This window comes from Streptomyces sp. NPDC034103 (genome assembly GCF_055575395.1).
In genome coordinates, this window is sequence record NZ_JBVISS010000011.1 from 69,880 (window position 1) to 93,468 (window position 23,589).

Consider the following 23,589-nt stretch of genomic DNA (forward strand, 5'->3'; position numbering starts at 1 on the left):
TGCGGACTACTTGCCGTAGTACGCGTTGTAGATCGAGACCGTCGACTTGTTGCCCTTCTTGTCGGCGATCTTCGCGTGGAAGGAGATGCCCTTGCCCTTCTCCGGGTTCTTCGCGGTGATCTTGCCGTCCACGACCTTGACCTTCTTCCAGGTCTGGCCGTAGTCGTACGACACGTACACCGCCAGCGACTTCAGGTTGGAGCCCTTGGCGGCGCCCTCGACGGTGACCGGGATCTTCACCGTCTCACCGGCCGTGACGCGGCTGTCGAGGCCCGTCCTGGCGTTGAAGCGGACCGTGGAGACCGGCAGCGAGACCATGTCGGCGGAGGACTTCTTCGAGCGGAACGTGAAGCTCGCGTCGATCCGGGTCGAGGCCGCCGCCACCTTGACGCTCCGCTTCACGGACGTCGTCAGCTTGTACTCGGCGTCGGCCGCGGGGACCTTGAAGGCCTCGTCGCCGAAGAACGGGTCCTTGTTGGAGCCGACCTTGGTGCCGTTGCGGTACAGCTCCGTCTTCACCGAGGTGAAGTCGGAGGAGCCCGCGTGCCCCGCCCCGTCGGCGAACACCGGAAGGTAGCCGAAGAGGTTGTTGCCCGTACGGAACACACCGAAGGTCTTGTTCAGGTGCGGGCCGAAGACCGCGGTGTTGAAGGTCTTCGTGTACGTCTGGCCCGCCTTGAAGATCTGCGCGGCGCCCACCGTGTAGAAGGCCTCCGTGATCGGGAAGCCCTCCGGGTCCTTGCCCTTGTACTGCTCGAAGTCGATCGCCCACCGGATCTTGTCGGACGTCGAGAGGTACACCGTGCGGGTGCCCGGCAGCTTCTGCTCCACCGGCGAGCCGATCACGATGTCCTGGGGGAAGTAGCCCCAGGGGGTGACCGCGCCGGTCTTGCCGGCCGCGGCGGCACCGAGGTTGTTCTTCACCGTGGCGAGCTCGGACGCCTTGAAGTGGCGGACCTTGGCGCCCTGGATCTTCTTGACCGACGCCGAGGTGGCCACGTCGTACTCGGCGTTGTCACCCTTGATCCACTGACCGCTCCAGGTCTGGATCAGACCGCTCGTGACCTGCGGGCCGAGGTGCGCCATCCGCAGGTCGGCGAAGGACTGCAGCCCCACCCCGACACCGAGGCCCGCAGGCTCGTAGAAGTAGCTGATCAGGCCCGACCGCTGCGTGGCCGCGGCGTCCGGGACCGTGATGTCGGCCGACTTGGCGGTGCGCGCGTCGATCGTCACCGAGCTGTTCTTCGTGAGGCTCAGCCTCGGCTGGACCACCCAGTCGAGACCGCCCTCCAGGTTCACCCAGTCCTTGGCGATCCAGGCGTCCAGCAGGTAGGTGCCCTTGGGCAGCCGCATCTTGGTCGTTCCGGACTCGTCGATCGTCACCTGGTAGCCGCGGTCGGTGGCCAGGCCCGCGTAGCCGGCGAGGATCGTGTTGTAGTCGGCCGTCGGCAGGCCGTCCTTGCCGATGTGCTTGACGGTGAGCTCGTACGACTCCACCTCACGCTGGACCGCCGCGGCCGTACGGACCGTCTGGCCGCCGCCCGTCGCGGTCACGTACGCGGAGTACGCGCCGTCGACCGTGCCGCCCAGCTTGGTGTTGACGCGGAAGTCGACCGCGGCCGTGCCGCCCGCCGGTACCTTCACCGTGGTGGCGCCGAGCTTGAAGAAGCCCGTCGGGGCCGCCGCGCCCTTGGGGTTGGTGGCCGTCGACGACAGCTTCAGCGTGACGTCCTGGGTGCCGAGGTTGCGGTACGTCAGCTTCTTCGTGACCGGCTTGTCGTCGGTGTGCGGCCACGCCTGCGTACCGAAGCTCACCGACACCGGGTCGGCGATCACGGTCTGCTTGATGGCCTTGTCGACCTGGATCCGGCCGGAACCCTGCTGGAACGCGGTGTACTTGCCGCCCTTGGTGGACGCGGTCAGCGCACCCTTGAGTTCGGAGTACGACCACTGCGGGTGCCGCTGCTTGAGGATGGCCGCCGCGCCCGCGACATGCGGGGCCGCCATCGACGTGCCCGAGATGGTCAGGTAGCCGGCCGGCTTCTCGCCGACGTCCTGCTCGATGACGCTGCCCTTGGCCGAGGCCGCCGTGATGTCCACGCCCGGCGCGGTCACGTCGGGCTTGATGGCGCCGTCACCGATCCGGGGACCGCCGGAGGACCAGGGGGCCATTTTGTCCTTGTCGTCGACGGCGCCGACGGTGAGCGCGGCGTCCGCGCTGCCCGGCGAACCGACCGTCTCCGGACCGGAGTTCCCCGCCGCGATCGCGAAGAGCACGCCCTTCTCGGCGGAGAGCTTGTTGACCGCCGCCTCCAGCGGGTCGAGCTCCGGGGTGTCCGGGCTGCCGAGGCTGAGGTTGACGACGTCGGCGCCCTGCGCGGCGGCCCACTCCATACCGGCGACGATGCCGGAGTCGTCGCCGGAGCCGAAGTCGTCGAGGACCTTGCCGTTGAGGATCTTGGCGTCGGGCGCCACGCCCTTGAACTTGCCGCCGGACTTGGCGCCGGTGCCCGCCGCTATGGACGCGACGTGCGTGCCGTGACCGAAGTGGTCGGTGGCGTCGGCGGCGTCGGAGAAGTTCTTGGCCTCGATCACCTGGTCCTTGAGGTCCGGGTGCGTGGCGTCGACTCCGGTGTCCAGGACGGCGATCTTGACGCCCTTGCCGGTGTAGCCCGAGGCCCACGCCTTGGGGGCGCCGATCTGCGGGACGGACTTGTCGAGGCTGGCCTTGCGGACCCCGTCCAGCCAGACGTGCGCGATGCCGGCGGCCGTCTTGTCGCCGTTGGTGACGGCGTCCCACAGCTCGGGCGCGTTCCGGTGGGAGGTCTGCACCGCGTCGGCGTTCAGCGACTTCAGGGCCACGCGCAGGGTGCCCGCGTCCCGGACGTCGTCCTTCGCCGCGGCCGCCGCGCCCTGGTAACCGACGATCACCTTCAGGCCCTTGGCCTGTGAGGCGCGGGTCGCGGACTTGTTGAGCTCGGTGACGTCGAACAGGCGCTGGTCCAGCTTGCCCGCGGCGACCAGACGGGCCGCGTCGGCGGGTGTCACCAGGGTGTGCCCGTCGGCCTTGCGGACCTGGAAGGGTATGCGCTCGCGCCCCTTGGCCCGCTCCACGCTGACGACGTTGCCCTTGGCGTCGACGGCGACCCGGTCCCCGGTGATCAGGGTGATGCGATGGTGTGCCTTCAGCGAGGCGGCGGACTTGGCCGCCTGCTGCTCCGGCTGTGCCGCCGCGGGGCTGGTCAGGCCTGCCGCGAGGGCTACCGCTGCTCCCGTGGCCACGGTGGCAGCACAAACTCTTTTCACTTGTGTGCGCAAGACTCCCCCTTGCAGAAGGTCCGGGCGAATCCCCGTTCGCCCGGCCGGGGGTGGTCTCAACTCGCGCGTGCTCCCCCCGGAACCCGCAGTATGCCGGGGGCGATCAGGCACCTCAAGAGACAGGAACCCCACAGGGGGCACTGTTACGCGTTGCTCATATTCACGCGCCCGCGTTCACCTTCACGTGGCGGAGCCCGGAAACACCGATGCCGCCCCTGAGGGCGGCATCGGAAAACTGTGAACGGGACCTGGATCGAACGGATCAGACGGCGGAGCCGGCCTTCCAGTCCGCCCAGCTCAGGTTCCAGCCGTTGAGGCCGTTGTCCGGGGCGACCGTCTTGTCGCCGGTGTTCTGCACGACCACGACGTCACCGACGATCGAGTTGTTGTAGAACCAGTAGCCCGCGGTGCCCTTGTCGTTGGCGCCCTTGGTGTCCGAGAGGCCGACGCAGCCGTGGCTGGTGTTCACGCTGCCGAAGATGGACTTCGCGCCCCAGTAGTTGCCGTGCACGAAGGTGCCGGAGTTGGTGAGGCGGATGGCGTGCGGGACGTCCTTGATGTCGTACTCGGCCTTGCCGTCGTTGTCGGTGAAGCCGACGGTCGTGCCGTTCATCCGCGTCTCTTTGAACTTCTCGGACATCACCATGATGCCTTCGTAGGTCTTGTTGTCCGGCGAACCGGCGGAGATCGGGATGGTCTTGATCGTCTGGCCGTTGTGCGTGACCTTCATCTGCTTGGTCTTGGCGTCGACGATGGAGACCTGGTTACGGCCGATCTTGAAGGTGACCGTCTTCTGCTGGACGCCGTAGACGCCGTCCGCGCCCTCGACACCGTCGAGCGCGAGCTTCAGCGTGACGGTGGAGTTCTCGGTCCAGTAGTCCTCGGGGCGGAAGTCGAGGCGGTTGGCGTTGAACCAGTGCCCGACGACCTCCTGGCCGCTGGAGGAATTGACGGTGATGCCCTTCTGGACGGCCGCCTTGTTGGTGATGGCCTTGTCGAAGTTGATCGACACCGGCATGCCCACGCCGACGGTGGAACCGTCCTCCGGCGTGAAGTTCCCTATGAAGCTGTTGCTCGGGGACACCGTGGTGAACGAGGCGTTCTCGTGGGCGACGCGGCCCTCGGAGTCCTTGGCCTCGGCGGCGAGCTTGTAGGTGGTCGACCGCTCCAGCTGGGTGGTCGGCTTCCAGCTGGTCTTGTCGGCGGAGAGCGCGCCCGCGACCTCGGTGCCGTCGGCGGTCGTCATGGAGACGTCCGTGAGCGTGCCCTTGCTCACGGTGACCGCGGCGGAGTTGTTGATGGAGGCGTTGTCCGAGCCGTCCTTGGGCGTGATCTTGATGTCCGCCACGGACGCCTTCTTGGCGGCCGCCTCGTCGGCCTTCGCCTGGGAGGTGTCGTTGCCGCCGCCGGAGGCCTCGTCGCCGTCGCCGCCGGAACAGGCCGAGAGCACCAGGACACCCCCGAGCAGTGCGGACGCGACCGTCAGGCCCCTGCGCCGCTTACTGACCGTCATCACACGCTTCTCCATCGTTGCCGAATCCCAGAACACTGAGAGTCCCCGTTAACAAGACATCAACGCTACGACCGGTTCGTCCCGTTCCACATTCATCGAAGGTGTGGGGCACACCACGTCCGTAGTGACGGGTGGTGCGGCTCTCGGTCCGTGCGCCCCCTGAGACGACGAAACCCCGGGCGGCGGTTGCCGTCCGGGGTCACGAATTCCCCAAGACCGCTCAGCCGACTGCCGCCGCTTCGTCGTCCTCGTCCTGGTCCACATCATCGTCGTCGAGGTCCCACTCCGGCGAATCCGGGTCGTAGTCGATCTGCTCGCTGGACCAGGAGGCCTGCACCAGCTCGACCCCGGGCACCTCGCTGACCAGGTCGAACGGATCGACGAGATAGGCGAGGGCCTCCGCGGTGTCTTCCGTCACAGTGCTCTCGGCGTGCGTCTGCTCGCCGTCCGGCATCTCGGGATCCTCGGCGATCCGCTCCAACGCGGCCTTCGTCACGGCCTCCTCGTCATCGATCTCGACGACGAGTTCCACACGAAGGCGCACAAAACGTGATGTCTCTGGAGTGCTCATGTCCGGAGAGTACGGCTCTTCGCCCCCGTGACTTTCCCGTGACCCGCGCCTTTCACTAACATCGCCCCACACGGCCAATTCACCAGCGCCACAAGGGGATCGATATTCCGTGTCATCTGCTCGACGTCCGTTGCTGACCGCCACCGCCGCAGGCACCCTGCTGGGCGCCCTGTGGTTCGTCCCCTCTGCCAACGCCTCGCAGGAGGAACCGGCGAGAGCGCAGGTCACGCAGCAGGCCAGGGCCACCACCAGCACCGCGGAGACCTCCGTCGAGGAGACCCGGCTCGCCGACACCGGCAGCTTCGACACCACTCCGTACGTCGCCGGTGGCACGGCCTGTCTGGTGCTCGGCGCCGGTTTCGTCGTCTATTCGGTTCGCCGGGAACGTCTCGGTTTTTGAATCGACTTGACGCGCGTTTGACCAAAACCTCATAGTCCGCTCATGAAGAGATCATCGAGGGCCCGCATAGGCGCCACACTTTCCGTGAGCGCCCTGTCGCTCGCCCTCATCACGGGTTGTTCCGACAGCGGTTCGGACGACTCCAAGGACAAGGGGTCGGACGCCGCGTCGTCGGCCCCGGCCGCCAAGGCGCTCACCGCGGCCGAACTGCAGAAGCTGATCCTCGCCAAGGGCGATGTGGACGGCTACAAGGTCGAGAAGACCGTCGGCGCGCCGGAGACCAAGGACGAGGTCACCACGGACGACGAGAAGTGCCGTCCGCTCGCCTACGCCATGTCGGCCCAGGCGCCCGGTGACGCGGCGGCGGAGACCACCGTCACCCTCACGCAGGAGAAGAAGGCGCCGACCGACTCGGCGTCCAAGTCCCTGGAGGACCTGGCGGAGGGCGAGTTCGAGGACTCCCTCGCCGACGCGATGAACCTCAACGTCACGCTCGTGGGCCTGTCGTCCTACCAGGGCGACGGCGCCGAGAAGACGTTCAAGTCGGTCTCGGACGCGGTCAAGGGCTGCTCCGGCGGCTTCACGGTCACCTCGGAGGGCGAGAAGCAGAAGCTCACCAAGGTCACCGCGGAGAAGGGCTCGGGCACCGGCGACGAGTCGGTCGCCTTCGCCTCCGAGGGCGAGATGGACGAGGAGATGGGCAACGGCACGGTCCACGCCGAGGTCGTCCGCCACGGCAACACCATCGCCACGTACTACACGCTCAACCTCGGCGCGCTGATGACGCAGAAGCCCTACACGATCGACGGCACCGTCGTCACCGCGCAGGCCAAGAAGCTCAAGTAAAGACGAGAACGACCGAAGGGCCCCTGTCGAGCGACAGGGGCCCTTGTCGGCTACGGTTCGGCGGCGCCCTGAAGGGGCGCGGGGAACTGCGCGACCAGCCACGACGGCGCGGCAGGCGAACCACGACCCGTCCCGGCACTTCCGGCGGAGCTCAGCGCAGCGGCCCGGTGACCGTCTCCGCCGCCGCGACCAGCTGCCCGCTGCGCACGAACGCGTCCGCGGCGGCCAGATCGGGCGCGAGGAACCGGTCCGGACCCGGGCCCTGGACGCCCGCCTCGCGCACGGCGTCGATGACGGCCTGCGAGGCGGGTGCCGGGGCCAGGCCCTCGCGCAGCTCGACGGCGCGGGTGGCGGCGTACAGCTCGACGGCGACGACCCGGGTGAGGTTGTCGACGGCCGTGCGCAGCTTGCGCGCCGCCGACCAGCCCATCGACACGTGGTCCTCCTGCATCGCGGAGGACGGGATGGAGTCCGCCGACGCCGGTACGGCGAGCCGCTTCATCTCGCTCACCAGCGCGGCCTGCGTGTACTGGGCGATCATCAGCCCCGAGTCCACTCCCGCGTCGTCCGCGAGGAACGGCGGCAGCCCGTGGCTGCGGTTCTTGTCGAGCAGCCGGTCGGTGCGGCGCTCGGCGATGGAGGCGAGGTCGGCGGCGGCGATGGCGAGGAAGTCCAACACGTAGGCGACGGGCGCGCCGTGGAAGTTGCCGTTGGACTCCACGCGCCCGTCGGGCAGCACGATCGGATTGTCGACCGCCGAGGCCAGCTCCCGCTCGGCCACCAGGCGGGCGTGCGCCATCGTGTCGCGGCCGGCGCCCGCGACCTGGGGGGCGCAGCGCACCGAGTAGGCGTCCTGGACGCGCGGCGCGTCGTCCTGGTGGTGCCCGGTGAGCTGCGAACCCTTCAGCACGGCCAGCATGTTGGCGGCGCTGGCGGCCTGCCCCGGGTGGGGGCGGACGGCGTGCAGTTCGGGGGCGAGGACCCTGTCGGTGCCGAGCAGGCCCTCCAGCGAGAGGGCCGCGGTGATGTCGGCGGACTTGTAGAGCATGTCGAGGTCGGCGAGGGCCATGACCAGCATGCCGAGCATGCCGTCGGTGCCGTTGAGGAGGGCGAGGCCCTCCTTCTCGCGCAGTTCGACGGGGGCGATGCCGTGCTCGGCCAGCAGCTCACCGGCGGGGCGTACGGCTCCGTCGGGTCCTTCGGCGTCGCCCTCGCCCATCAGGGTCAGCGCGCAGTGCGACAGCGGGGCGAGGTCGCCGGAGCAGCCGAGGGAGCCGTACTCGTGGACGACCGGGGTGATCCCGGCGTTGAGGACGTCGGCCATGGTCTGCGCGACCTGGGGCCGGACACCGGTGTGTCCGGAGCAGACGGTCTTCAGACGCAGGAACATCAGGGCCCGTACGACCTCCCGCTCCACGCGCGGTCCCATGCCGGCGGCGTGCGAGCGGACGATGTTGCGCTGGAGCTGGGCGCGGAGCTCGGGGCTGATGTGCCGGGTGGCCAGGGCGCCGAAGCCGGTGCTCACGCCGTAGACGGGTTCGGGCTTGGCGGCCAGCGCGTCCACGATCTCGCGGGCGGCGGTCAGCGCCGCGACCGCCTCGGCGGAGAGCTCGACCCGGGCGCCGTCGCGCGCCACGGCGAGAACGTCGGACGCCGTCACCCCGGACGTCCCCACCACCACAGTGTGCATATCCATATTCAGGAGCGTACGCACTGAAGACGAAGATGTCACGAGTGGATTCCGGGTTCACCCCTTACCCGTACGTACGCCACGACAGCCTCGCCGACGTCACAGCCGGCGCCCCCGGAACCGGCGCCGCTCCGCGTGCCCCTCGCGCGAGGGGGCGTCGGCCAGCCGTACGACCGGGTCGTCGGGCCCCTCCCGGCCGGCGACGACCGGATGGGCGGCGCGCACGGCCTTCGCGCGGTACTGGGCGGCGTCCGCGAGCCGGAAGAGCCGGCGGGCGGAGCGGACCGGGCCGATGGGGTCCTCGGTGGAGGCGACACCGCAGGCCACCCCGTCCCCCAGCTCCAACTCCGCGGCCCGGCGGCAGAGTTCGTCGGCGGCCTTGACGACCTCGTCGGAGCTCGGCCCGACGGCGAGCAGACAGAACTCGTCCCCCCCGAGCCGGGCGGCGAGCGCGCCGGGCAGCATCGCGCCGCACAGGGACAGGACGGAGCCGAACCGTTCCAGCAGCCGGTCGCCGACGGCGTGCCCCTGGGTGTCGTTGACCCGCTTGAGCCCGTTCAGATCGCAGACGACAAGGCTGACCACCACCCCCTCCCGCTTGTGCCGCTCGACCGCCTCGTCGAGGCGTACGTCGACGGCCCGGCGGTTGGCGAGACCGGTGAGGGCGTCGGTGAACGCCAGCCGCCGGGCCTCCTCCAGCCGCTCGGTCTGCGCGATCCCGGCGGCGACGACGGAGGCGAGGACGGTGGCGAAGTCGGCGTCGGCGCGGCCGAAGAGGGGGTGACCGGCGGGGCGGGCGACGTAGAGCTCGCCCCAGGCCCGCCCGTTGAGCACGATGGGCGCGACGACACAGCATCCCCGGCCCCTTCTGCGCAGGGCGGCGACGCGCTGGTGGACATAGCCGGGCCGGCGTCCCGCGGCCGGGCCCTCCGCCGTCTCCACCCACGCGTTGGGCTCACCGCCCCCGGCCCACCGCTCGTGCAGGAACTCGGTGATCTCCGGGAACTGGTGGACGGGGTAGGCCTCCGCGTCGGGGTACTCCTCCTCGTCGGGCGCCCGATCCCCCACGTTGACGAGGACCCGCAGCCGCCCGAGCTCGCGCTCCCACACGGACAGCGCGGCGAAGCTCCCGCCCAGGGCCCGGCACGCACCGGTCGCAGCGGCCCGCCACGCCTCACGCGACCCGTGGGCTGCCGCCATACCCTGCGCCAACGCGACGACGGCCGCGAGCCGCTTGTCCTCACCCATCACCCCAGGCTAGGGAGGTTTGGGACGAACAGGGACATTGATGCGCCGAACAGGTGTGGGGGGCGGGGGGTACCCCAAGCCGCCCCCTACTCCCCCGGCCACTCAGGCGTCCTCTTCTCGTTGAACGCCCGTACCCCCTCCGCCCGGTCCCCCGAGAACGCCACCGAGCGCCATGCCGCGTCCTCGACCTCGAGGCCCGTCCTCAGGTCCAGTCCGTGTCCCAGCCGCAGCGCCTTCTTCGCGGCCCGCAGGCCGACCGGCGAGTTCGCGGCCATCCGCGCCCCCAGCGCCAGCGCCTCCTCCCGGTCCCGTCCCTCCTCGACGAGCACGTCCACGAGTCCCAGCTCCCGGGCCTCGTCCGCCTCCACCCGCCGAGCCGTGAAGATGAGCTCCGCCGCGCGGGCGGCCCCCACCCGGCGCGGCAGCAGCTGCGTGCCGCCACCGCCCGGGATCACCCCGACCGACACCTCGGGCAGCCCCACCACGGCCGTGGGGTCGGCCACGATCACATCGCAGGACAGGGCCAGCTCGAAGCCGCCGCCCAGGGCGAAGCCGTGCACCGCGGCGATCGTCGGGACCGGCAGCTCCAACACGCCGGTGTACGCCCCCCGCGCCACCGGCCGCTGCCGCACCAGGTCCGCGTCGGTGAAGGAGTTCCGCTCCTTCAGGTCCGCCCCGACGCAGAACGCCCGCTCGTGCGTCGACGTCAGCACGACGGCCCGTACGTCCTTGTCGCCCCCCAGCGCCGTGCAGGCGGCGCCCAGCGAGCGGGCCATCTCCGTGGACACGGCGTTCATGGCCTTCGGCCGGTCGAGGGCGAGTTCCGCGACGTGTCCGTGCCGCCGCACCAGCACGAACTCCCCGAACCGTTCCTCGCTCATGACACCCTCCGGTTAACGCGGGTTAACAACGTCCGCCCCGATCATCGCAGCCGGGACGGCGCGGCGAAAGAGCAGACCGCCGCGTGGTTCGCGCGCCCCGCCCGACACCTCGCCCCGCACCCCGTTCGAGTGACATCCCGCCTGATCCGGGCCCCCTCCCCCCTGGGAGCGCATAGCGTGCGCTCGCCGCAGCGCACCGGGGGCGCGAGCGCACCGGGAGGATCGCGATGACGATGACGACGGACACGCCGACGACACCGGCGAGACCGACCAGGCCGGGGAGAACCGACGCCGTCGAAGGTCCCGAGGCCGTACCGGTCCGCCTCTTCGGCCCCCGCCTCCCGCGTGGCCGGCACCGTCGCCCCCGCCCGCGCAAGGTCCTGCTGGCCGCCGGCGGACTCGCGCTGGCCGCGGGTGCCCTGAGCCTCGTACGGCTGGCGTCCGAGCCCGGACTCGGCGGTGGTCTCGGCATCGGCAGTACGGAGGCCGAGCCCCGCCTCGACGACCCGGACAACGGGCCGGAGCGGGCGACCAACGCCGCCGCGACCGTCGGCTCGGTGCCGTCGCCGGGCCCGTCGGAGACGGCCGCGCTCGGCGGGGTGAGCACGGCCCCGACGGCGGCCGGCGTCGTCGTACCGCTGCCGTCCGCGACGACCGGGACGCCCGCGGCGGCGGACGCCCCGCCGGCCCTGGCCACGACCATCCCCGACGCCCCGAACACTCCGGCACCCACGACCACGCCCCCCGCACCGGCCCCGAGCAGCCCGGCCCCCCAGCCGACCCCCGCGCCGACCCCACCCCAGAACACACCACCCCCCGCGCCACAGCAGCCCGCCGGGGTATGCGTCCCCGTCATCGGCCTGTGCGTGGGCCCGCTGGGCCGCTGAACACCGCCCCAGCCCCCCTCGGGCCCGCCCGCCCTGCCGTTACGCCGGGCCGCCGCCCCGCCGGGTGAGCAGCCACGGTTCGACCACGCCGAGGCCTCGTACCGGGCGCTGCCACATCGGCTGGAGCGCGAAGCGGTACACCGGCGGCTCCTCGCCCTCCTTCTCGGCGGCGGCCGCGGCCTCGGCGGCGGCCGCCTCGGAGGCAGGGGCATCGGTGGTGCGGATCAGCTCCTCGGCGAAGGCGGCGTCGACGAGGACGGCGTCCCGGGGAGCTATCGAGGTCAGCCGGGAGGCGAGGTTCACCGTCGTACCGAAGACATCCCCCATACGGGTGGTCACCGTGCCGAAGGCGATGCCGACGCGCAGCTCCGGCATGGTCTCGTCGTTCGCCATGGTCTCGATGAGACGCAGCGCGATCTCGGCGGCGACACCCGCGTCGTCGGCGGCGTAGAGCACCTCGTCGCCGAGGGTCTTGATGAGCCGGCCGCCGTTCGCGGCGACCAGGTCGGCGGCGGTGGTCTCGAAGGCCTCGACGAGTTCGCCGAGCTCCTCCTCCTCCATCCGCCGGGTGAGCCGGGTGAACCCGACGAGGTCGGCGAAGCCGACGGCGAGCCGCCGGTCCACCATCTCGTCGTCGTCGGCGGCCTGCACGACCCGCCCCGCGGAGGCGGCGAGCTGCCGGCGCCAGACGTAGACGAGGAACTCCTCCAGCTCGGGCAGGAGCAGCTCGATGATCGGGTACGTGACCTCGGTACGGGTCATCCCGGGCTCGGGCGGCTCGGTCAGGCCCTCCAGGAAGGAGTCGATCTGCCACTCGGCGAGCCGGGCGGTGGTCTGCCCGGTCGACCTGGCCACCTGCACGGCCATCGCCTCGCTCAGCAGTCCCGCCTCGACGAGACCGGCCAGGCGCCGCAGCGCGAGCACGTCCGCCTCGGTGAAGGCCCTGGCCTGCCCGACGTCCGCGAAGCCCATGGCCCGCCAGAAACGGGTGGCCAGCTCCATCGAGACACCGGCGGTACGGGCCGCCTGGAAGGGCGTGTAGCGCCGCTCGGCGCCGAGGATCAGCGCCTCCAGACGCACGGCCAGGGGGTGCGGATCGTCTCCGCTGGCGGCGGCGTTCGAGTCCGCGCCGGAACCCGTGTCGTCGACGGTCACGCCTGCTGCCCTTCCGATCTGTCACGGTCAGGGATCGACCGGCCTTCACTTTACGGCAGGTGTGTGCCGTAGCTCACTCCGCTCGGGGCGGAGAGTGGGGGTACCCCCGGGCGGGCGTGGATCACGCCGGGCGCAGGTGGACGATGTCCCCCGCGCCCACCGGTTCCTGCACGCCCTCCTCGGTGGCGATCACCAGGCGGCCGTCGCCGTCCACCGCGACCGCCTCCCCGGTGATCGACCGATCACCCGGAAGCTCGGCCCGTACCGTTCGTCCCAGCGTCGCGCAGCCCGCCGCGTACGTCTCCTGGAGGCCGCTCGCCACCGGGTCGCCGCCCGCCGCGCGCCAGCGGCCGTACCACTCCTCCAGGGACCGCAGGACCGCCCGCAGCAGCGGGTCCCGGTCCGTGGTGATCGCGCCGGCCAGCAGCAGCGAGCCCGCCTGCGGGACGGGCAGTTCGTCCGCGCGGAGACTGACGTTGATACCGACGCCGACCACGACCCCGTCCTGGCCCGCGCGCTCGGCGAGGATGCCGCCGGCCTTGCGTTCCTCGCCGTCGACAGTGATCAGCAGGTCGTTGGGCCACTTGAGTGCCGTGTCGATGCCCGCGGCCCGGGACAGGCCGGTCGCGACGGCCACACCGGTCAGCAGCGGCAGCCAGCCCCAGCGGGCGACCGGCACCTCGGCGGGCTTGAGCAGGACGGAGAAGAACAGGCCCGAGCGTGCCGGTGCCGTCCACTGCCGGTCCAGACGGCCCCGCCCGGCGGTCTGCTCCTCGGCGACGAGGACCGCGCCCTCGTCGGCGTCGCCCTTGGCGGCGAGCGCGACCAGGTCGTTGTTGGTGGAGCCGGTGCGCGGCACGACCTCCACGTCGCGGTACAGGCCGGCGTGCCCGCCGTCCCGCACGAGTCCGCGGCGCAGCGCGGTGCCGTTGAGGGGCGGACGGTCGAGGTCGGACCAGCGGCTGTCGTCTGAGGCATCTCGCGGCGTCATGCAAGCCACCCTAGGTGTGTGAAACGCCGCACTGCTGATCGGTAGCGCCAGCACTACTCTACGGATGAGTAACCGTCCCCCCTTTTGAGCAGGCAGGGAGCCGAGAGCGACGATGTCCGAGCCGGAAGAGATCGACATCCACACCACCGCGGGCAAGCTCGCGGATCTCCAGCGCCGCGTCCAGGAGGCGACGCACGCCGGCTCCGAACGGGCTGTGGAGAAGCAGCACGCCAAGGGCAAGTTGACGGCCCGTGAGCGGATCGAGCTGCTCCTCGACGAGGGTTCCTTCGTGGAGTTGGACGAGTTCGCCCGGCACCGCTCCACCAACTTCGGCCTGGAGAGCAACCGCCCGTACGGCGACGGGGTCGTCACCGGGTACGGCACGGTGGACGGCCGCCCCGTCGCCGTGTTCTCGCAGGACTTCACCGTCTTCGGCGGGGCGCTGGGCGAGGTCTACGGCCAGAAGATCGTCAAGGTCATGGACTTCGCGCTGAAGACCGGCTGCCCGGTCATCGGCATCAACGACTCCGGCGGCGCCCGCATCCAGGAAGGGGTCGCCTCCCTCGGGGCGTACGGCGAGATCTTCCGCCGCAACACCCATGCGTCCGGGGTCATCCCGCAGATCAGCCTGGTCGTCGGGCCGTGCGCGGGCGGCGCCGTGTACTCCCCCGCCATCACCGACTTCACGGTGATGGTCGACCAGACCTCGCACATGTTCATCACCGGCCCGGACGTCATCAAGACGGTCACCGGTGAGGACGTCGGCTTCGAGGAGCTGGGCGGCGCCCGCACCCACAACTCGGTGTCCGGTGTGGCGCACCACATGGCCGGGGACGAGAAGGACGCCATCGAGTACGTCAAGCAGCTGCTGTCGTACCTGCCGTCCAACAACCTCTCCGAGGCGCCGGTGTTCCCGGAGGAGGCGGACCTCGACCTCACCGACGAGGACCGCGAGCTGGACACGCTCGTCCCGGACAGCGCGAACCAGCCGTACGACATGCACACGGTGATCGAGCACATCCTGGACGACGCCGAGTTCTTCGAGACGCAGCCGCTGTTCGCGCCGAACATCCTCACCGGCTTCGGCCGCGTGGAGGGCGCCCCGGTCGGCATCGTCGCCAACCAGCCGATGCAGTTCGCCGGTTGCCTCGACATCACGGCGTCCGAGAAGGCGGCGCGCTTCGTGCGCACCTGCGACGCCTTCAACATCCCGGTCATCACCTTCGTGGACGTCCCCGGGTTCCTGCCCGGCGTCGACCAGGAGCACGACGGCATCATCCGCCGCGGCGCCAAGCTGATCTACGCCTACGCGGAGGCGACGGTCCCGCTGATCACCGTCATCACCCGCAAGGCCTTCGGCGGGGCCTACGACGTCATGGGCTCCAAGCACCTGGGCGCCGACCTCAACCTGGCCTGGCCGACCGCCCAGATCGCCGTCATGGGCGCCCAGGGCGCGGTCAACATCCTGCACCGGCGCACCATCGCCGAGGCGCAGGCGAACGGGGAGGATCTGGAGGCGGTGCGCGCCCGGCTGATCCAGGAGTACGAGGACGCCCTCCTCAACCCCTACGTCGCGGCCGAGCGCGGTTACGTCGACGCGGTGATCATGCCGTCCGACACCCGCCGCCAGGTCGTCCGCGGTCTGCGCCAGCTGCGGACCAAGCGGGAGTCCCTGCCCCCGAAGAAGCACGGCAACATCCCCCTCTAGGAGCCGGCATGAACATCAAGGTGGTCCGTGGCAACCCGACCCCGGAGGAGCTGGCCGCCGCCCTGGCGGTGGTCAGGGCCCGCGCCGCGGCGGCAGCGGACCTGCCGTCCGGCGCCCCCGAACAGCGGGACGGGTGGTCGGACCCGTCCCGCATCGCGACCCGCAGGCTGCCCCAGCCGGGGCCGGGCACCTGGGCTCGCAGCTACTGGCCGAGCTAGCCGGAGCGCCTCGTAGGGGCGTGGGGAGCCGCGCGACCGGGCCCCCGCGCCCCTAGAACGGCCCCCGCGCCCCCGCGACCGGCCCTCGCGCCCCGCGACCGGCCCCCGCGCCCCCGCGGTCAGAGCAGGGGCGTCACGGCCTCGGCCATCACCGCGTACCCCTTGTCATCGGGGTGCAGGTGATCACCGGAGTCGTACGCCGGGTGCAGCCGGTCCGGGTCCGCCGGATCGGCCATCACCCGGTGCAGATCCACCACCGCGTCGAACTCCCCCGCGCCCCTGATCCACTCGTTCACCTCACGGCTCACCTCGGCCGCGTGCTCGCCCCAGTGGTCCGAGCCGCCGAACGGCAGCAGGGTGGCGCCGACGGTCTTCAGGGCGCCCGCCTGCCGTATCAACTCCCGGTACCCGGCGATCAGTTCCCCGGCCTCCACCACCGGTGCGGGCTTGTACGTCGGCTGCTCGTCCGTCTCGCTGAACCCGATGTCGTTGAGCCCGAGCAGTACGACGACCGTGTCCACCCCGGCGTGCCCGAGCACGTCCCGCCCGAAGCGTGCGACGCCTCTCTCCCCGTACCACGCGGAGTCGTTGAGCAGCAGGTTCCCGCCGATCCCGGCGTTCAGCACGGGCCGTCCGGTGAGCCGGGCCAGCGCGTCGGACCACCGGCGGTCCGTGCCCGGCGTGGAGCCGAACCCGTCGGTGAGAGAGTCCCCGAACAACGCGATCCCGTCGCGGCGGCCGCCGTCGGTCTCGACCGCGCTCAGGAAGTACCAGGACTCGCTGACCGCGTCGAAGCCCTCCCCGTTCCCGTCCGCCAGCAGGTCGCCCTCGCCGCGGTGGCTGGTGGTGAAGGCCTGCGCGTGGAAGGTGGCGGGCCCGGTCGCCGCGTCGAAGTACAGGGTGACGGTCAGCGACCGCCCGGCCGTGACGGTGAGCGGGACGGCGTCGCTGACGACCTCGCCCCGCGCGGGCATCTCGACCGCGGGGCGGCCCGTGAAGGTCACCCGCCGGCCCCCGACACTGGCCCCCGCGACCCGCACCGGTGACGTGCCGTACGCGTTGGACAGCCGGATCCGCACCCGCTCCCCGGCCCCGCTCAGCCGCACGACCTGCCGCACCGACTGTCGCCAGAAGCCCTCCCGCGACCAGTTGGGCGTGAACCCTTCGCTCGGCACCTGCGGTGACGCGGTCCAGACAGTGGTGAACATGGCAGCACGCCCTTCTAAACGGGACCAGAGTTCCTTTAACAAGCCAGACTAACGGAACTCCAGACCCTTTTGGTGAAGTTGAGTACGCGTACTCAGGCGCCCCCCGGGCCCTCGACGCACGCTGGAGGAATGCTGTGGTCCGACCCCGAGAACGAACCGCCCGAGGAACTGCGCGAGATGCAGGAGATGTTGCGCAGACTGGGGTTCTTCCTGGCGTTGGCCATGGTGCTCGCGATGATCGTGCTCGGCCTCGGCTGACGGACGCCGATACCCTGAGCGCATGACTGATCAGCCGCGCCGCCGACTCGTCCTCGCCTCGCAGTCCCCCGCCCGGCTCAACCTGCTACGGCAGGCCGGACTGGCCCCCGAGGTGATCGTGAGCGGGGTCGACGAGGACGCCGTCTTCGCCCCCACCCCCGCCGAGCTGGCGCTCGCCCTGGCCGAGGCGAAGGCCTCCGTCGTCTCCGCGCGGCCCGAGGTCAAGGGCGCGCTGGTGATCGGCTGCGACTCGGTCCTCGACCTGGACGGCGAGGCGCTCGGCAAGCCCGCCGACCGCGAGGAGGCCACCGCCCGCTGGAAGGCCATGCGCGGCCGCGCAGGCACCCTCCAGACCGGGCACTGCGTCTACGACACCGTCAGCGGACGGTACGTCTCCGCCGTCGCCTCCACCGTCGTCCGCTTCGGCGAGCCGACCGACGACGAGATCGCCGCGTACGTCGCCTCCGGCGAACCCCTCTACGTCGCCGGGGCGTTCACCCTGGACGGCCGCTCGGCGCCGTTCATCGAGGGCATCGACGGCGACCACGGCAACGTGATCGGCATCAGCCTGCCCCTGGTACGGAAGCTGCTGGCCGAACTGGGCGTCGGGATCACGGAGTTGTGGGCGCCGGCGCAGGCGTGACGGGGCTCGCGCCGTCCCCCTCGGGCTCCTTCGGCCCGGCGTCCCGCGGCGCCGTGAGGGCGGGCTCCCGGGGACGGTCGTAGCTCATCAGCAGCAGCACGATCAGGCCGAGCACGACCACCATGAACACGAACTCGGGCCGGCCCAGCAGTCCCCACGCGAACGCGCCCAGCAGGGCGTGCACCACGGCCGCGCTGATCAGCAGAACCCTGCCGAGCCCGGCCGGCGGACGGTCGCGCAGCGCCACCAGCAGCGCGACCAGGCCGCACAGCGCGAAGTAGAGACCGAAGGCGATGCCGCCGATCTTCGACGACAGCGACATCACGTCCGGGTCCATCCCCGCCAGGGACATGTCCTGCCGGTCCACGACGACGCCCATGAACCACTGCACCGCCGCGATGCCCAGCCCCTCGACGAAGAGCACGACCGCAACGACCCACGCCACCGGTCTGCGCACCACCGGCCCCCACCCACTCTCAAGCCGAGCTCTCGTTACCCCAAGTACGTTGGATACACGCGAACGCTACTAACGGGTAAACCGCGGGACAAGGGTTCGACGAAGGGCAAAGAATCATTGGGCCATTCGTAGGGACTCCACAAAGAAAGGGAGTGGTCCGCAGCACGCTCTCACAGAGACCTTGGCCACAGAGGAAGGCTAGGGTTTCCGGGAGGAGTCCTGCGTACCGAGGTGCGACAAGGGATTTCGCGGGTCGAGCGAGCCTCGAATCACGCTCCGTGTGGGCAAGCTCACCATTGGGGACGGGTCGAAGTGCCGTGTCGGCAGTCCCTAAACTCGGCTTGTTTCAAGGAGGGAGCCTCAATCGTGCGCAAGGTGCTCATCGCCAACCGTGGCGAAATCGCTGTCCGCGTGGCCCGGGCCTGCCGGGATGCCGGTATCGCCAGCGTGGCCGTCTACGCGGAACCGGACCGGGACGCTCTGCATGTCCGCGCCGCGGATGAGGCGTTCGCCCTGGGCGGTGACACCCCGGCCACCAGCTATCTGGACATCGAGAAGGTCCTGAACGCGGCGCGTGAGTCGGGCGCTGACGCCATCCACCCGGGGTACGGCTTCCTGTCGGAGAACGCCGACTTCGCCCAGGCCGTCCTGGACGCGGACCTGATCTGGATCGGGCCGCCCCCGCAGGCCATCCGCGACCTGGGTGACAAGGTGGCCGCCCGGCACATCGCGCAGCGCGCGGGTGCCCCGCTGGTCGCCGGTACGCCGGACCCGGTGTCCGGCGCGGAGGAGGTCGTCGCCTTCGCCGAGGAGCACGGGCTGCCGATCGCCATCAAGGCCGCCTTCGGTGGCGGCGGTCGCGGTCTGAAGGTCGCCCGCACCCTCGAAGAGGTGCCGGAGCTGTACGACTCGGCGGTCCGTGAGGCCGTCGCCGCCTTCGGCCGGGGCGAGTGCTTCGTCGAGCGCTACCTGGACAAGCCGCGGCACGTGGAGACCCAGTGCCTGGCCGACCAGCACGGCAACGTCGTGGTCGTCTCCACCCGTGACTGCTCCCTCCAGCGCCGCCACCAGAAGCTGGTCGAGGAGGCCCCCGCGCCGTTCCTCTCCGAGGCGCAGGTCGCCGAGCTGTACGCCTCCTCGAAGGCCATCCTCAAGGAGGCCGGCTATGTCGGCGCCGGCACCGTGGAGTTCCTCGTCGGCGTCGACGGGACGATCTCCTTCCTCGAGGTGAACACCCGTCTGCAGGTGGAGCACCCGGTGACCGAGGAGGTCGCGGGCATCGACCTGGTGCGCGAGATGTTCCGCATCGCCGACGGCGAGGAGCTCGGCTACGGCGACCCGGAGCTGCGCGGCCACTCCTTCGAGTTCCGCATCAACGGCGAGGACCCGGGCCGCAACTTCCTGCCCGCCCCCGGCACCGTCACCAGCTTCGCCCCGCCGTCCGGCCCGGGTGTCCGCCTGGACGCGGGCGTCGAGTCCGGCAGCGTGATCGGCCCGGCGTGGGACTCGCTCCTCGCGAAGCTGATCGTCACCGGCGCCACCCGTGAGCAGGCCCTCCAGCGGGCCTCGCGCGCCCTGGAGGAGTTCCAGGTCGAGGGCATGGCGACGGCCATCCCGTTCCACCGCGCGGTCGTCAAGGACCCGGCGTTCGCGCCGGAGCTGACCGGCAGCCAGGACCCGTTCACGGTCCACACGCGCTGGATCGAGACCGAGTTCGTCAACGAGATCAAGCCCTTCGCGGCCCCGGCGGACACCGACGCCGAGGACGAGACGGGCCGCGAGACGGTCGTCGTCGAGGTCGGCGGCAAGCGCCTCGAGGTCTCCCTGCCGTCCTCCCTCGGCATGTCGCTGGCCCGCACCGGGCTCGCGGCGGGCGCCAAGCCCAAGCGGCGCGCCGCCAAGAAGTCCGGCCCCGCCGCCTCCGGCGACACCCTCGCCTCCCCGATGCAGGGCACGATCGTCAAGATCGCCGTCGAGGAGGGCCAGGAGGTCAAGGAGGGCGACCTGGTCGTCGTCCTGGAGGCCATGAAGATGGAGCAGCCGCTCAACGCCCACAAGTCCGGCACCATCAAGGGCCTGTCCGCGGAGATCGGCTCCTCGATCACCTCGGGTGCGGCGATCTGCGAGATCAAGGACTGAGGGACCGCCCTTCCCGACAGCGGTACAGCGGTACGACATCCCGGAGCGCCCGGCGGACTGGAGCACCAGCCCGCCGGGCGCTCCGGCCTTCCCGCTGCCCGCTGCCCGCTCCCCGTTCCCCGGGACGGCCCGGACAGCCCGGTCACGCGGGGTGCGATGGCATCCTGGAGGCACCCGGGGGCGTGCGAGAGAACAGGTGGGAGCCATGGGGAACCAGGAGGCCACGGCGACGGCCGCACCGGCGCGTGCGATGCGCGCGGACGCCCGCCGCAACCACGAGCGCCTTCTCGCCGAGGCCCGCACGGCCTTCGCCGCCCATGGTGCCGAGGCGTCCCTGGAGGACGTGGCGCGCCGCGCGGGCGTGGGCATCGGCACCCTCTACCGCCACTTCCCCAACCGCGACGCCCTGTTGAGCGCGGTCTTCGAGGACGCGGTGAACGACCTGCTGGCTCGCTCCCGAGAACTCCTGACCGACCCGAACCCGTGCACGGCACTGGTGACCTGGCTGCGCGAGATGGTCGCCCAGGCAGGCGAGTACCGGGGCCTGGCCCGCGCGCTGATGTCCGTGTCGTCCGACGGCACCTCGGCTCTCGCCCGGTGCAGTGACCCGATCCGGCAGGCGGGCGGTGCCCTGCTGGCCCGGGCGCAGGGGGCGGGCGCGGTGCGCGAGGACGTGGCGATCGGCGACCTGCTCCAGCTGACGCACGCCATCGCGCTGGCGGCGGAGGAGACGCCGAAGGACCCGGATCTGGCGGACAGACTGCTGCTGCTGACCCTGCGCGGACTCACCCAGGGTCGCGGAGAACTGCGCGACCAGCCATAGCCGTCGGCACGCGCAGTGCCACAAACCCTTGCGCCGAACAGGTGAGCAGCCGAACCCGTCCTACCGTCGCCGCATGTCGGCGACCCGCGCCGCCCGCTCAGGCCCCGGCGCCGTCTCCCCGAGCACCGTGGCGGCCCTCAGACCGGACGGGGCCCCTCGACGCGGCCCCGGGAGGCCGACGTCCCGCCGGGGCTGGCGCGGGGGGACGGAATCACCCCCCGCGTTTCCCGAGCCCCCCGCGACGGCGATCTGCACACCCTGGTCGGCGAGCGCCTGCAACTCCGTGCCCGCGCGGTCGTCGTGGGCCGGCGGCTCGTCGGTCACCAGCCGGGTGATCACATCGGTCGGCACGGTCTGGAACATGGTGTCCGTACCGAGCTTGGTGTGATCGGCGAGGACGACGACCTCCGCGGCGGCCTGCACCAGCGCCCGGTCGACGGAGGCCGACAGCATGTTGGACGTGGACAGCCCGCGCTCGGCGGTGAGACCGCTGCCGGACAGGAAGGCCCGCGAGACCCGCAGCCCCTGGAGGGACTGCTCGGCGCCGGAACCCACCAGGGCGTAGTTGGAACCGCGCAGCGTGCCGCCGGTCATCACGACTTCCACCCGGTTGGCATGGGCCAACGCCTGAGCCACCAAAAGGGAGTTGGTGACGACGGTCAGCCCGGGTACGCGAGCGAGCCGGCGGGCCAGCTCCTGTGTCGTCGTACCCGCCCCGACCACGATGGCTTCGCCTTCTTCGACGAAGTTCGCGGCGAGGTCGGCGATGGCCGTCTTCTCGGCGGTCGCGAGATGCGATTTCTGCGGAAAGCCGGACTCCCGCGTGAGGCCGCCCGGCAATACCGCACCGCCATGTCGGCGGTCGAGGAGTCCTTCTGCCTCCAGTGCGCGCACGTCCCGCCGTACGGTCACTTCGGAGGTCTGGACGACGCGGGCGAGCTCACGGAGCGACACGGCCCCGTTCGCTCGCACCATTTCGAGGATCAATTGGCGACGTTCTGCAGCGAACACGAAACTGACAGTAACCCCAACGACCGTCTGCTTTCAGCAGTATGCGCCGAATAACAGAAGTTGTTCGCACAGAAGGGTCGCAAGTGGTATAGGGCTTACGCCGCCCGACTATGCCGCACGAATGGTCGACAACTCCCTGTGACCAGCGGGGAGTCGGTTCCGGCCGTCAGCTCGCGCCCATCTCCTTACGGGTGTGGAGCTGTCGGGCCACCTCGGCGATCGACCCCGAAAGGGAGGGATACACGGTGAAGGCGTTCGCGATCTGTTCGACGGTCAGGTTGTTGTCGACCGCGATCGAGATCGGGTGGATCAGTTCCGAGGCGCGCGGCGCGACGACCACACCGCCGACCACGATCCCGGTGCCGGGGCGGCAGAAGATCTTGACGAAGCCGTCGCGGATGCCCTGCATCTTGGCGCGGGGGTTGCGCAGCAGCGGGAGCTTGACGGACCGGGCGTCGATCTTGCCCCCGTCCACGTCCGCCTGCGTGTAGCCGACCGTGGCGATCTCGGGGTCGGTGAAGACGTTGGAGGAGACGGTCTTGAGGTTGAGCGGGGCCACCGCGTCGCCGAGGAAGTGGTACATGGCGATACGGCCCTGCATGGCGGCCACGGACGCGAGGGCGAAGACCCCGGTCACGTCACCGGCGGCGTAGACACCGGGAGCCGTCGTCCTGGACACCTTGTCGGTCCAGATGTGCCCGGAGTCACGCAGCCGGACACCGGCCTCCTCCAGACCCAGGCCCGCGCTGTTGGGGATGGCGCCGACGGCCATGAGGCAGTGGGAGCCGGTGATGACGCGGCCGTCGGAGAGGGTGACCTCGACGCGGTCGCCCACCCGTTTGGCGGCGGCGGCGCGGGAGCGGGCCATCACGTTCATGCCGCGGCGGCGGAAGACGTCCTCCAGGACGGCGGCGGCGTCCGGGTCCTCGCCGGGCAGCACGCGGTCCCGCGACGAGACCAGCGTCACCTTGGAGCCGAGCGCCTGGTAGGCACCGGCGAACTCGGCACCGGTGACACCGGAACCGACCACGATGAGCTCTTCCGGCAGCTCGGTCAGGTCGTAGACCTGGGTCCAGTTGAGGATGCGCTCGCCGTCGGGCTGGGCGTCGGGCAGCTCACGGGGGTGGCCGCCGGTCGCGATGAGGACGGCGTCGGCGGTGAGGGTCTCCTCGGTGCCGTCCGCGGCGGTGACGACGACCTTGCGGGAGCCGTCGAGGGACTGCATGCCGTCGAGGCGGCCACGGCCGCGCAGGACGCGGGCGCCGGCGCGGGTGACCGAGGCGGTGATGTCATGGGACTGCGCGAGCGCGAGCCGCTTCACCCGCCGGTTGACCTTCCCGAGGTCCACGCCGACCACCCGGGCGGCCTGCTCCAGGGGAGGGGTGTCGTCGGCGACGATGATGCCGAGCTCTTCGTACGACGAATCGAAGGTCGTCATGACCTCGGCCGTAGCGATAAGGGTCTTCGACGGCACGCAGTCGGTCAGCACCGACGCTCCGCCCAGACCGTCGCAGTCGACGACGGTCACCTCCGCGCCGAGCTGCGCCGCTACCAGCGCAGCTTCGTATCCGCCGGGTCCGCCACCGATGATCACGATCCGAGTCACGTACTCCATTGTCCCGCA

Annotated in this window: 21 protein-coding genes; 9 read left to right on the forward strand and 12 right to left on the reverse strand. The window is 70.9% G+C overall.

Features of this window, described 5'->3' with window-relative positions:
* Window positions 1-6: 6 nt before the first annotated feature.
* The 3 genes from ACZ56U_RS24820 to ACZ56U_RS24830 form a co-directional block, all read right to left on the reverse strand.
* Window positions 7-3,306 (reverse strand): S8 family peptidase, encoded by a 3,300-nt coding sequence (locus ACZ56U_RS24820; protein ID WP_469086194.1) that lies wholly within the window; start codon window positions 3,304-3,306, stop codon window positions 7-9.
* Window positions 3,307-3,580: 274 nt separating this feature from the next.
* On the reverse strand, window positions 3,581-4,846 hold the full coding sequence (locus ACZ56U_RS24825; RefSeq protein ID WP_469086195.1) for a L,D-transpeptidase: 1,266 nt from the start codon (window positions 4,844-4,846) through the stop codon (window positions 3,581-3,583).
* A gap of 205 nt (window positions 4,847-5,051) precedes the next feature.
* A complete protein-coding gene (locus tag ACZ56U_RS24830) occupies window positions 5,052-5,402 on the reverse strand; it encodes a hypothetical protein (RefSeq protein ID WP_469086196.1) in 351 nt (116 codons plus the stop codon).
* Window positions 5,403-5,511: 109 nt separating this feature from the next.
* Between ACZ56U_RS24830 and ACZ56U_RS24835 the strand changes: the two genes are divergently transcribed.
* Window positions 5,512-5,802: an LAETG motif-containing sortase-dependent surface protein gene (locus ACZ56U_RS24835; RefSeq protein WP_391234827.1), complete on the forward strand. Its 291-nt coding sequence runs from the start codon at window positions 5,512-5,514 to the stop codon at window positions 5,800-5,802.
* An 84-nt stretch (window positions 5,803-5,886) separates the two neighbouring features.
* Window positions 5,887-6,648: a hypothetical protein gene (locus ACZ56U_RS24840; protein ID WP_469086197.1), complete on the forward strand. Its 762-nt coding sequence runs from the start codon at window positions 5,887-5,889 to the stop codon at window positions 6,646-6,648.
* Window positions 6,649-6,799: 151 nt separating this feature from the next.
* Here ACZ56U_RS24840 and hutH read toward each other — a convergent pair whose 3' ends face one another.
* The 3 genes from hutH to ACZ56U_RS24855 all read right to left on the reverse strand — a co-directional run bounded on the left by hutH (window position 6,800) and on the right by ACZ56U_RS24855 (window position 10,467).
* Window positions 6,800-8,338, reverse strand: a complete 1,539-nt coding sequence (gene hutH, locus ACZ56U_RS24845) for a histidine ammonia-lyase (RefSeq protein ID WP_469086420.1) — start codon at window positions 8,336-8,338, stop codon at window positions 6,800-6,802.
* 99 nt (window positions 8,339-8,437) lie between these two features.
* Window positions 8,438-9,586, reverse strand: a complete 1,149-nt coding sequence (locus ACZ56U_RS24850; RefSeq protein ID WP_469086198.1) for a GGDEF domain-containing protein — start codon at window positions 9,584-9,586, stop codon at window positions 8,438-8,440.
* An 86-nt stretch (window positions 9,587-9,672) separates the two neighbouring features.
* Window positions 9,673-10,467: an enoyl-CoA hydratase/isomerase family protein gene (locus ACZ56U_RS24855; protein ID WP_469086199.1), complete on the reverse strand. Its 795-nt coding sequence runs from the start codon at window positions 10,465-10,467 to the stop codon at window positions 9,673-9,675.
* A 227-nt stretch (window positions 10,468-10,694) separates the two neighbouring features.
* Here ACZ56U_RS24855 and ACZ56U_RS24860 point away from each other — a divergent pair, with 227 nt between their 5' ends.
* Window positions 10,695-11,354, forward strand: a complete 660-nt coding sequence (locus ACZ56U_RS24860) for a hypothetical protein (protein ID WP_469086200.1) — start codon at window positions 10,695-10,697, stop codon at window positions 11,352-11,354.
* Between the two features lie 39 nt (window positions 11,355-11,393).
* Here ACZ56U_RS24860 and ACZ56U_RS24865 read toward each other — a convergent pair whose 3' ends face one another.
* Together ACZ56U_RS24865 and ACZ56U_RS24870 are read right to left on the reverse strand one after the other, a co-directional pair.
* Window positions 11,394-12,509, reverse strand: coding sequence for an adenylate/guanylate cyclase domain-containing protein (locus ACZ56U_RS24865; protein ID WP_469086201.1), 1,116 nt, complete (start codon window positions 12,507-12,509; stop codon window positions 11,394-11,396).
* A gap of 121 nt (window positions 12,510-12,630) precedes the next feature.
* The gene (locus ACZ56U_RS24870) at window positions 12,631-13,500 is read right to left on the reverse strand and encodes a biotin--[acetyl-CoA-carboxylase] ligase (RefSeq protein WP_469086202.1); all 870 of its coding nucleotides are present in this window, start codon (window positions 13,498-13,500) and stop codon (window positions 12,631-12,633) included.
* 112 nt (window positions 13,501-13,612) lie between these two features.
* Between ACZ56U_RS24870 and ACZ56U_RS24875 the strand changes: the two genes are divergently transcribed.
* The gene (locus ACZ56U_RS24875) at window positions 13,613-15,208 is read left to right on the forward strand and encodes an acyl-CoA carboxylase subunit beta (RefSeq protein WP_469086203.1); all 1,596 of its coding nucleotides are present in this window, start codon (window positions 13,613-13,615) and stop codon (window positions 15,206-15,208) included.
* 8 nt (window positions 15,209-15,216) lie between these two features.
* Window positions 15,217-15,426: an acyl-CoA carboxylase subunit epsilon gene (locus ACZ56U_RS24880; RefSeq protein ID WP_391234811.1), complete on the forward strand. Its 210-nt coding sequence runs from the start codon at window positions 15,217-15,219 to the stop codon at window positions 15,424-15,426.
* A gap of 119 nt (window positions 15,427-15,545) precedes the next feature.
* Here ACZ56U_RS24880 and ACZ56U_RS24885 read toward each other — a convergent pair whose 3' ends face one another.
* Window positions 15,546-16,634: an SGNH/GDSL hydrolase family protein gene (locus ACZ56U_RS24885; RefSeq protein ID WP_469086204.1), complete on the reverse strand. Its 1,089-nt coding sequence runs from the start codon at window positions 16,632-16,634 to the stop codon at window positions 15,546-15,548.
* Window positions 16,635-16,763: 129 nt separating this feature from the next.
* On the opposite strand from ACZ56U_RS24885, the gene mmpB reads away from it, so the two are divergent.
* Together mmpB and ACZ56U_RS24895 are read left to right on the forward strand one after the other, a co-directional pair.
* The gene (gene mmpB, locus ACZ56U_RS24890) at window positions 16,764-16,892 is read left to right on the forward strand and encodes a morphogenic membrane protein MmpB (RefSeq protein ID WP_391234807.1); all 129 of its coding nucleotides are present in this window, start codon (window positions 16,764-16,766) and stop codon (window positions 16,890-16,892) included.
* A 22-nt stretch (window positions 16,893-16,914) separates the two neighbouring features.
* On the forward strand, window positions 16,915-17,535 hold the full coding sequence (locus ACZ56U_RS24895; protein ID WP_469086205.1) for a Maf family protein: 621 nt from the start codon (window positions 16,915-16,917) through the stop codon (window positions 17,533-17,535).
* Here ACZ56U_RS24895 and ACZ56U_RS24900 read toward each other — a convergent pair.
* Window positions 17,504-17,980: a hypothetical protein gene (locus ACZ56U_RS24900; RefSeq protein ID WP_469086206.1), complete on the reverse strand. Its 477-nt coding sequence runs from the start codon at window positions 17,978-17,980 to the stop codon at window positions 17,504-17,506. The two genes, ACZ56U_RS24895 and ACZ56U_RS24900, sit on opposite strands and share 32 nt — an antisense overlap.
* Window positions 17,981-18,358: 378 nt before the next feature.
* On the opposite strand from ACZ56U_RS24900, the gene ACZ56U_RS24905 reads away from it, so the two are divergent.
* The gene (locus ACZ56U_RS24905; protein WP_469086207.1) at window positions 18,359-20,131 is read left to right on the forward strand and encodes an acetyl/propionyl/methylcrotonyl-CoA carboxylase subunit alpha; all 1,773 of its coding nucleotides are present in this window, start codon (window positions 18,359-18,361) and stop codon (window positions 20,129-20,131) included.
* A gap of 250 nt (window positions 20,132-20,381) precedes the next feature.
* On the forward strand, window positions 20,382-20,954 hold the full coding sequence (locus ACZ56U_RS24910) for a TetR/AcrR family transcriptional regulator (RefSeq protein ID WP_469086421.1): 573 nt from the start codon (window positions 20,382-20,384) through the stop codon (window positions 20,952-20,954).
* Between the two features lie 60 nt (window positions 20,955-21,014).
* Here ACZ56U_RS24910 and ACZ56U_RS24915 read toward each other — a convergent pair whose 3' ends face one another.
* Together ACZ56U_RS24915 and ACZ56U_RS24920 are read right to left on the reverse strand one after the other, a co-directional pair.
* Complete coding sequence (locus tag ACZ56U_RS24915) at window positions 21,015-21,965, reverse strand: DeoR/GlpR family DNA-binding transcription regulator (protein WP_469086208.1); 951 nt, start codon at window positions 21,963-21,965, stop codon at window positions 21,015-21,017.
* Between the two features lie 166 nt (window positions 21,966-22,131).
* Complete coding sequence (locus ACZ56U_RS24920; RefSeq protein ID WP_391234799.1) at window positions 22,132-23,580, reverse strand: NAD(P)H-quinone dehydrogenase; 1,449 nt, start codon at window positions 23,578-23,580, stop codon at window positions 22,132-22,134.
* Between the last annotated feature and the right edge of the window lie 9 nt (window positions 23,581-23,589).

What these genes read in the sequence shown, in the direction of transcription:
- ACZ56U_RS24870 (WP_469086202.1), bottom strand. Translation starts at nt 13,500, where the DNA reads ATGACGCCGCGAGATGCCTCAGACGACAGCCGCTGGTCCGACCTCGAC.
- ACZ56U_RS24860 (WP_469086200.1), top strand. Translation starts at nt 10,695, where the DNA reads ATGACGATGACGACGGACACGCCGACGACACCGGCGAGACCGACCAGG.
- hutH (WP_469086420.1), bottom strand. Translation starts at nt 8,338, where the DNA reads ATGCACACTGTGGTGGTGGGGACGTCCGGGGTGACGGCGTCCGACGTT.
- mmpB (WP_391234807.1), top strand. Translation starts at nt 16,764, where the DNA reads ATGCTGTGGTCCGACCCCGAGAACGAACCGCCCGAGGAACTGCGCGAG.
- ACZ56U_RS24875 (WP_469086203.1), top strand. Translation starts at nt 13,613, where the DNA reads ATGTCCGAGCCGGAAGAGATCGACATCCACACCACCGCGGGCAAGCTC.
- ACZ56U_RS24850 (WP_469086198.1), bottom strand. Translation starts at nt 9,586, where the DNA reads ATGGGTGAGGACAAGCGGCTCGCGGCCGTCGTCGCGTTGGCGCAGGGT.
- ACZ56U_RS24910 (WP_469086421.1), top strand. Translation starts at nt 20,382, where the DNA reads ATGCGCGCGGACGCCCGCCGCAACCACGAGCGCCTTCTCGCCGAGGCC.
- ACZ56U_RS24880 (WP_391234811.1), top strand. Translation starts at nt 15,217, where the DNA reads ATGAACATCAAGGTGGTCCGTGGCAACCCGACCCCGGAGGAGCTGGCC.
- ACZ56U_RS24895 (WP_469086205.1), top strand. Translation starts at nt 16,915, where the DNA reads ATGACTGATCAGCCGCGCCGCCGACTCGTCCTCGCCTCGCAGTCCCCC.
- ACZ56U_RS24920 (WP_391234799.1), bottom strand. Translation starts at nt 23,580, where the DNA reads ATGGAGTACGTGACTCGGATCGTGATCATCGGTGGCGGACCCGGCGGA.
- ACZ56U_RS24830 (WP_469086196.1), bottom strand. Translation starts at nt 5,402, where the DNA reads ATGAGCACTCCAGAGACATCACGTTTTGTGCGCCTTCGTGTGGAACTC.
- ACZ56U_RS24825 (WP_469086195.1), bottom strand. Translation starts at nt 4,846, where the DNA reads ATGGAGAAGCGTGTGATGACGGTCAGTAAGCGGCGCAGGGGCCTGACG.
- ACZ56U_RS24885 (WP_469086204.1), bottom strand. Translation starts at nt 16,634, where the DNA reads ATGTTCACCACTGTCTGGACCGCGTCACCGCAGGTGCCGAGCGAAGGG.
- ACZ56U_RS24855 (WP_469086199.1), bottom strand. Translation starts at nt 10,467, where the DNA reads ATGAGCGAGGAACGGTTCGGGGAGTTCGTGCTGGTGCGGCGGCACGGA.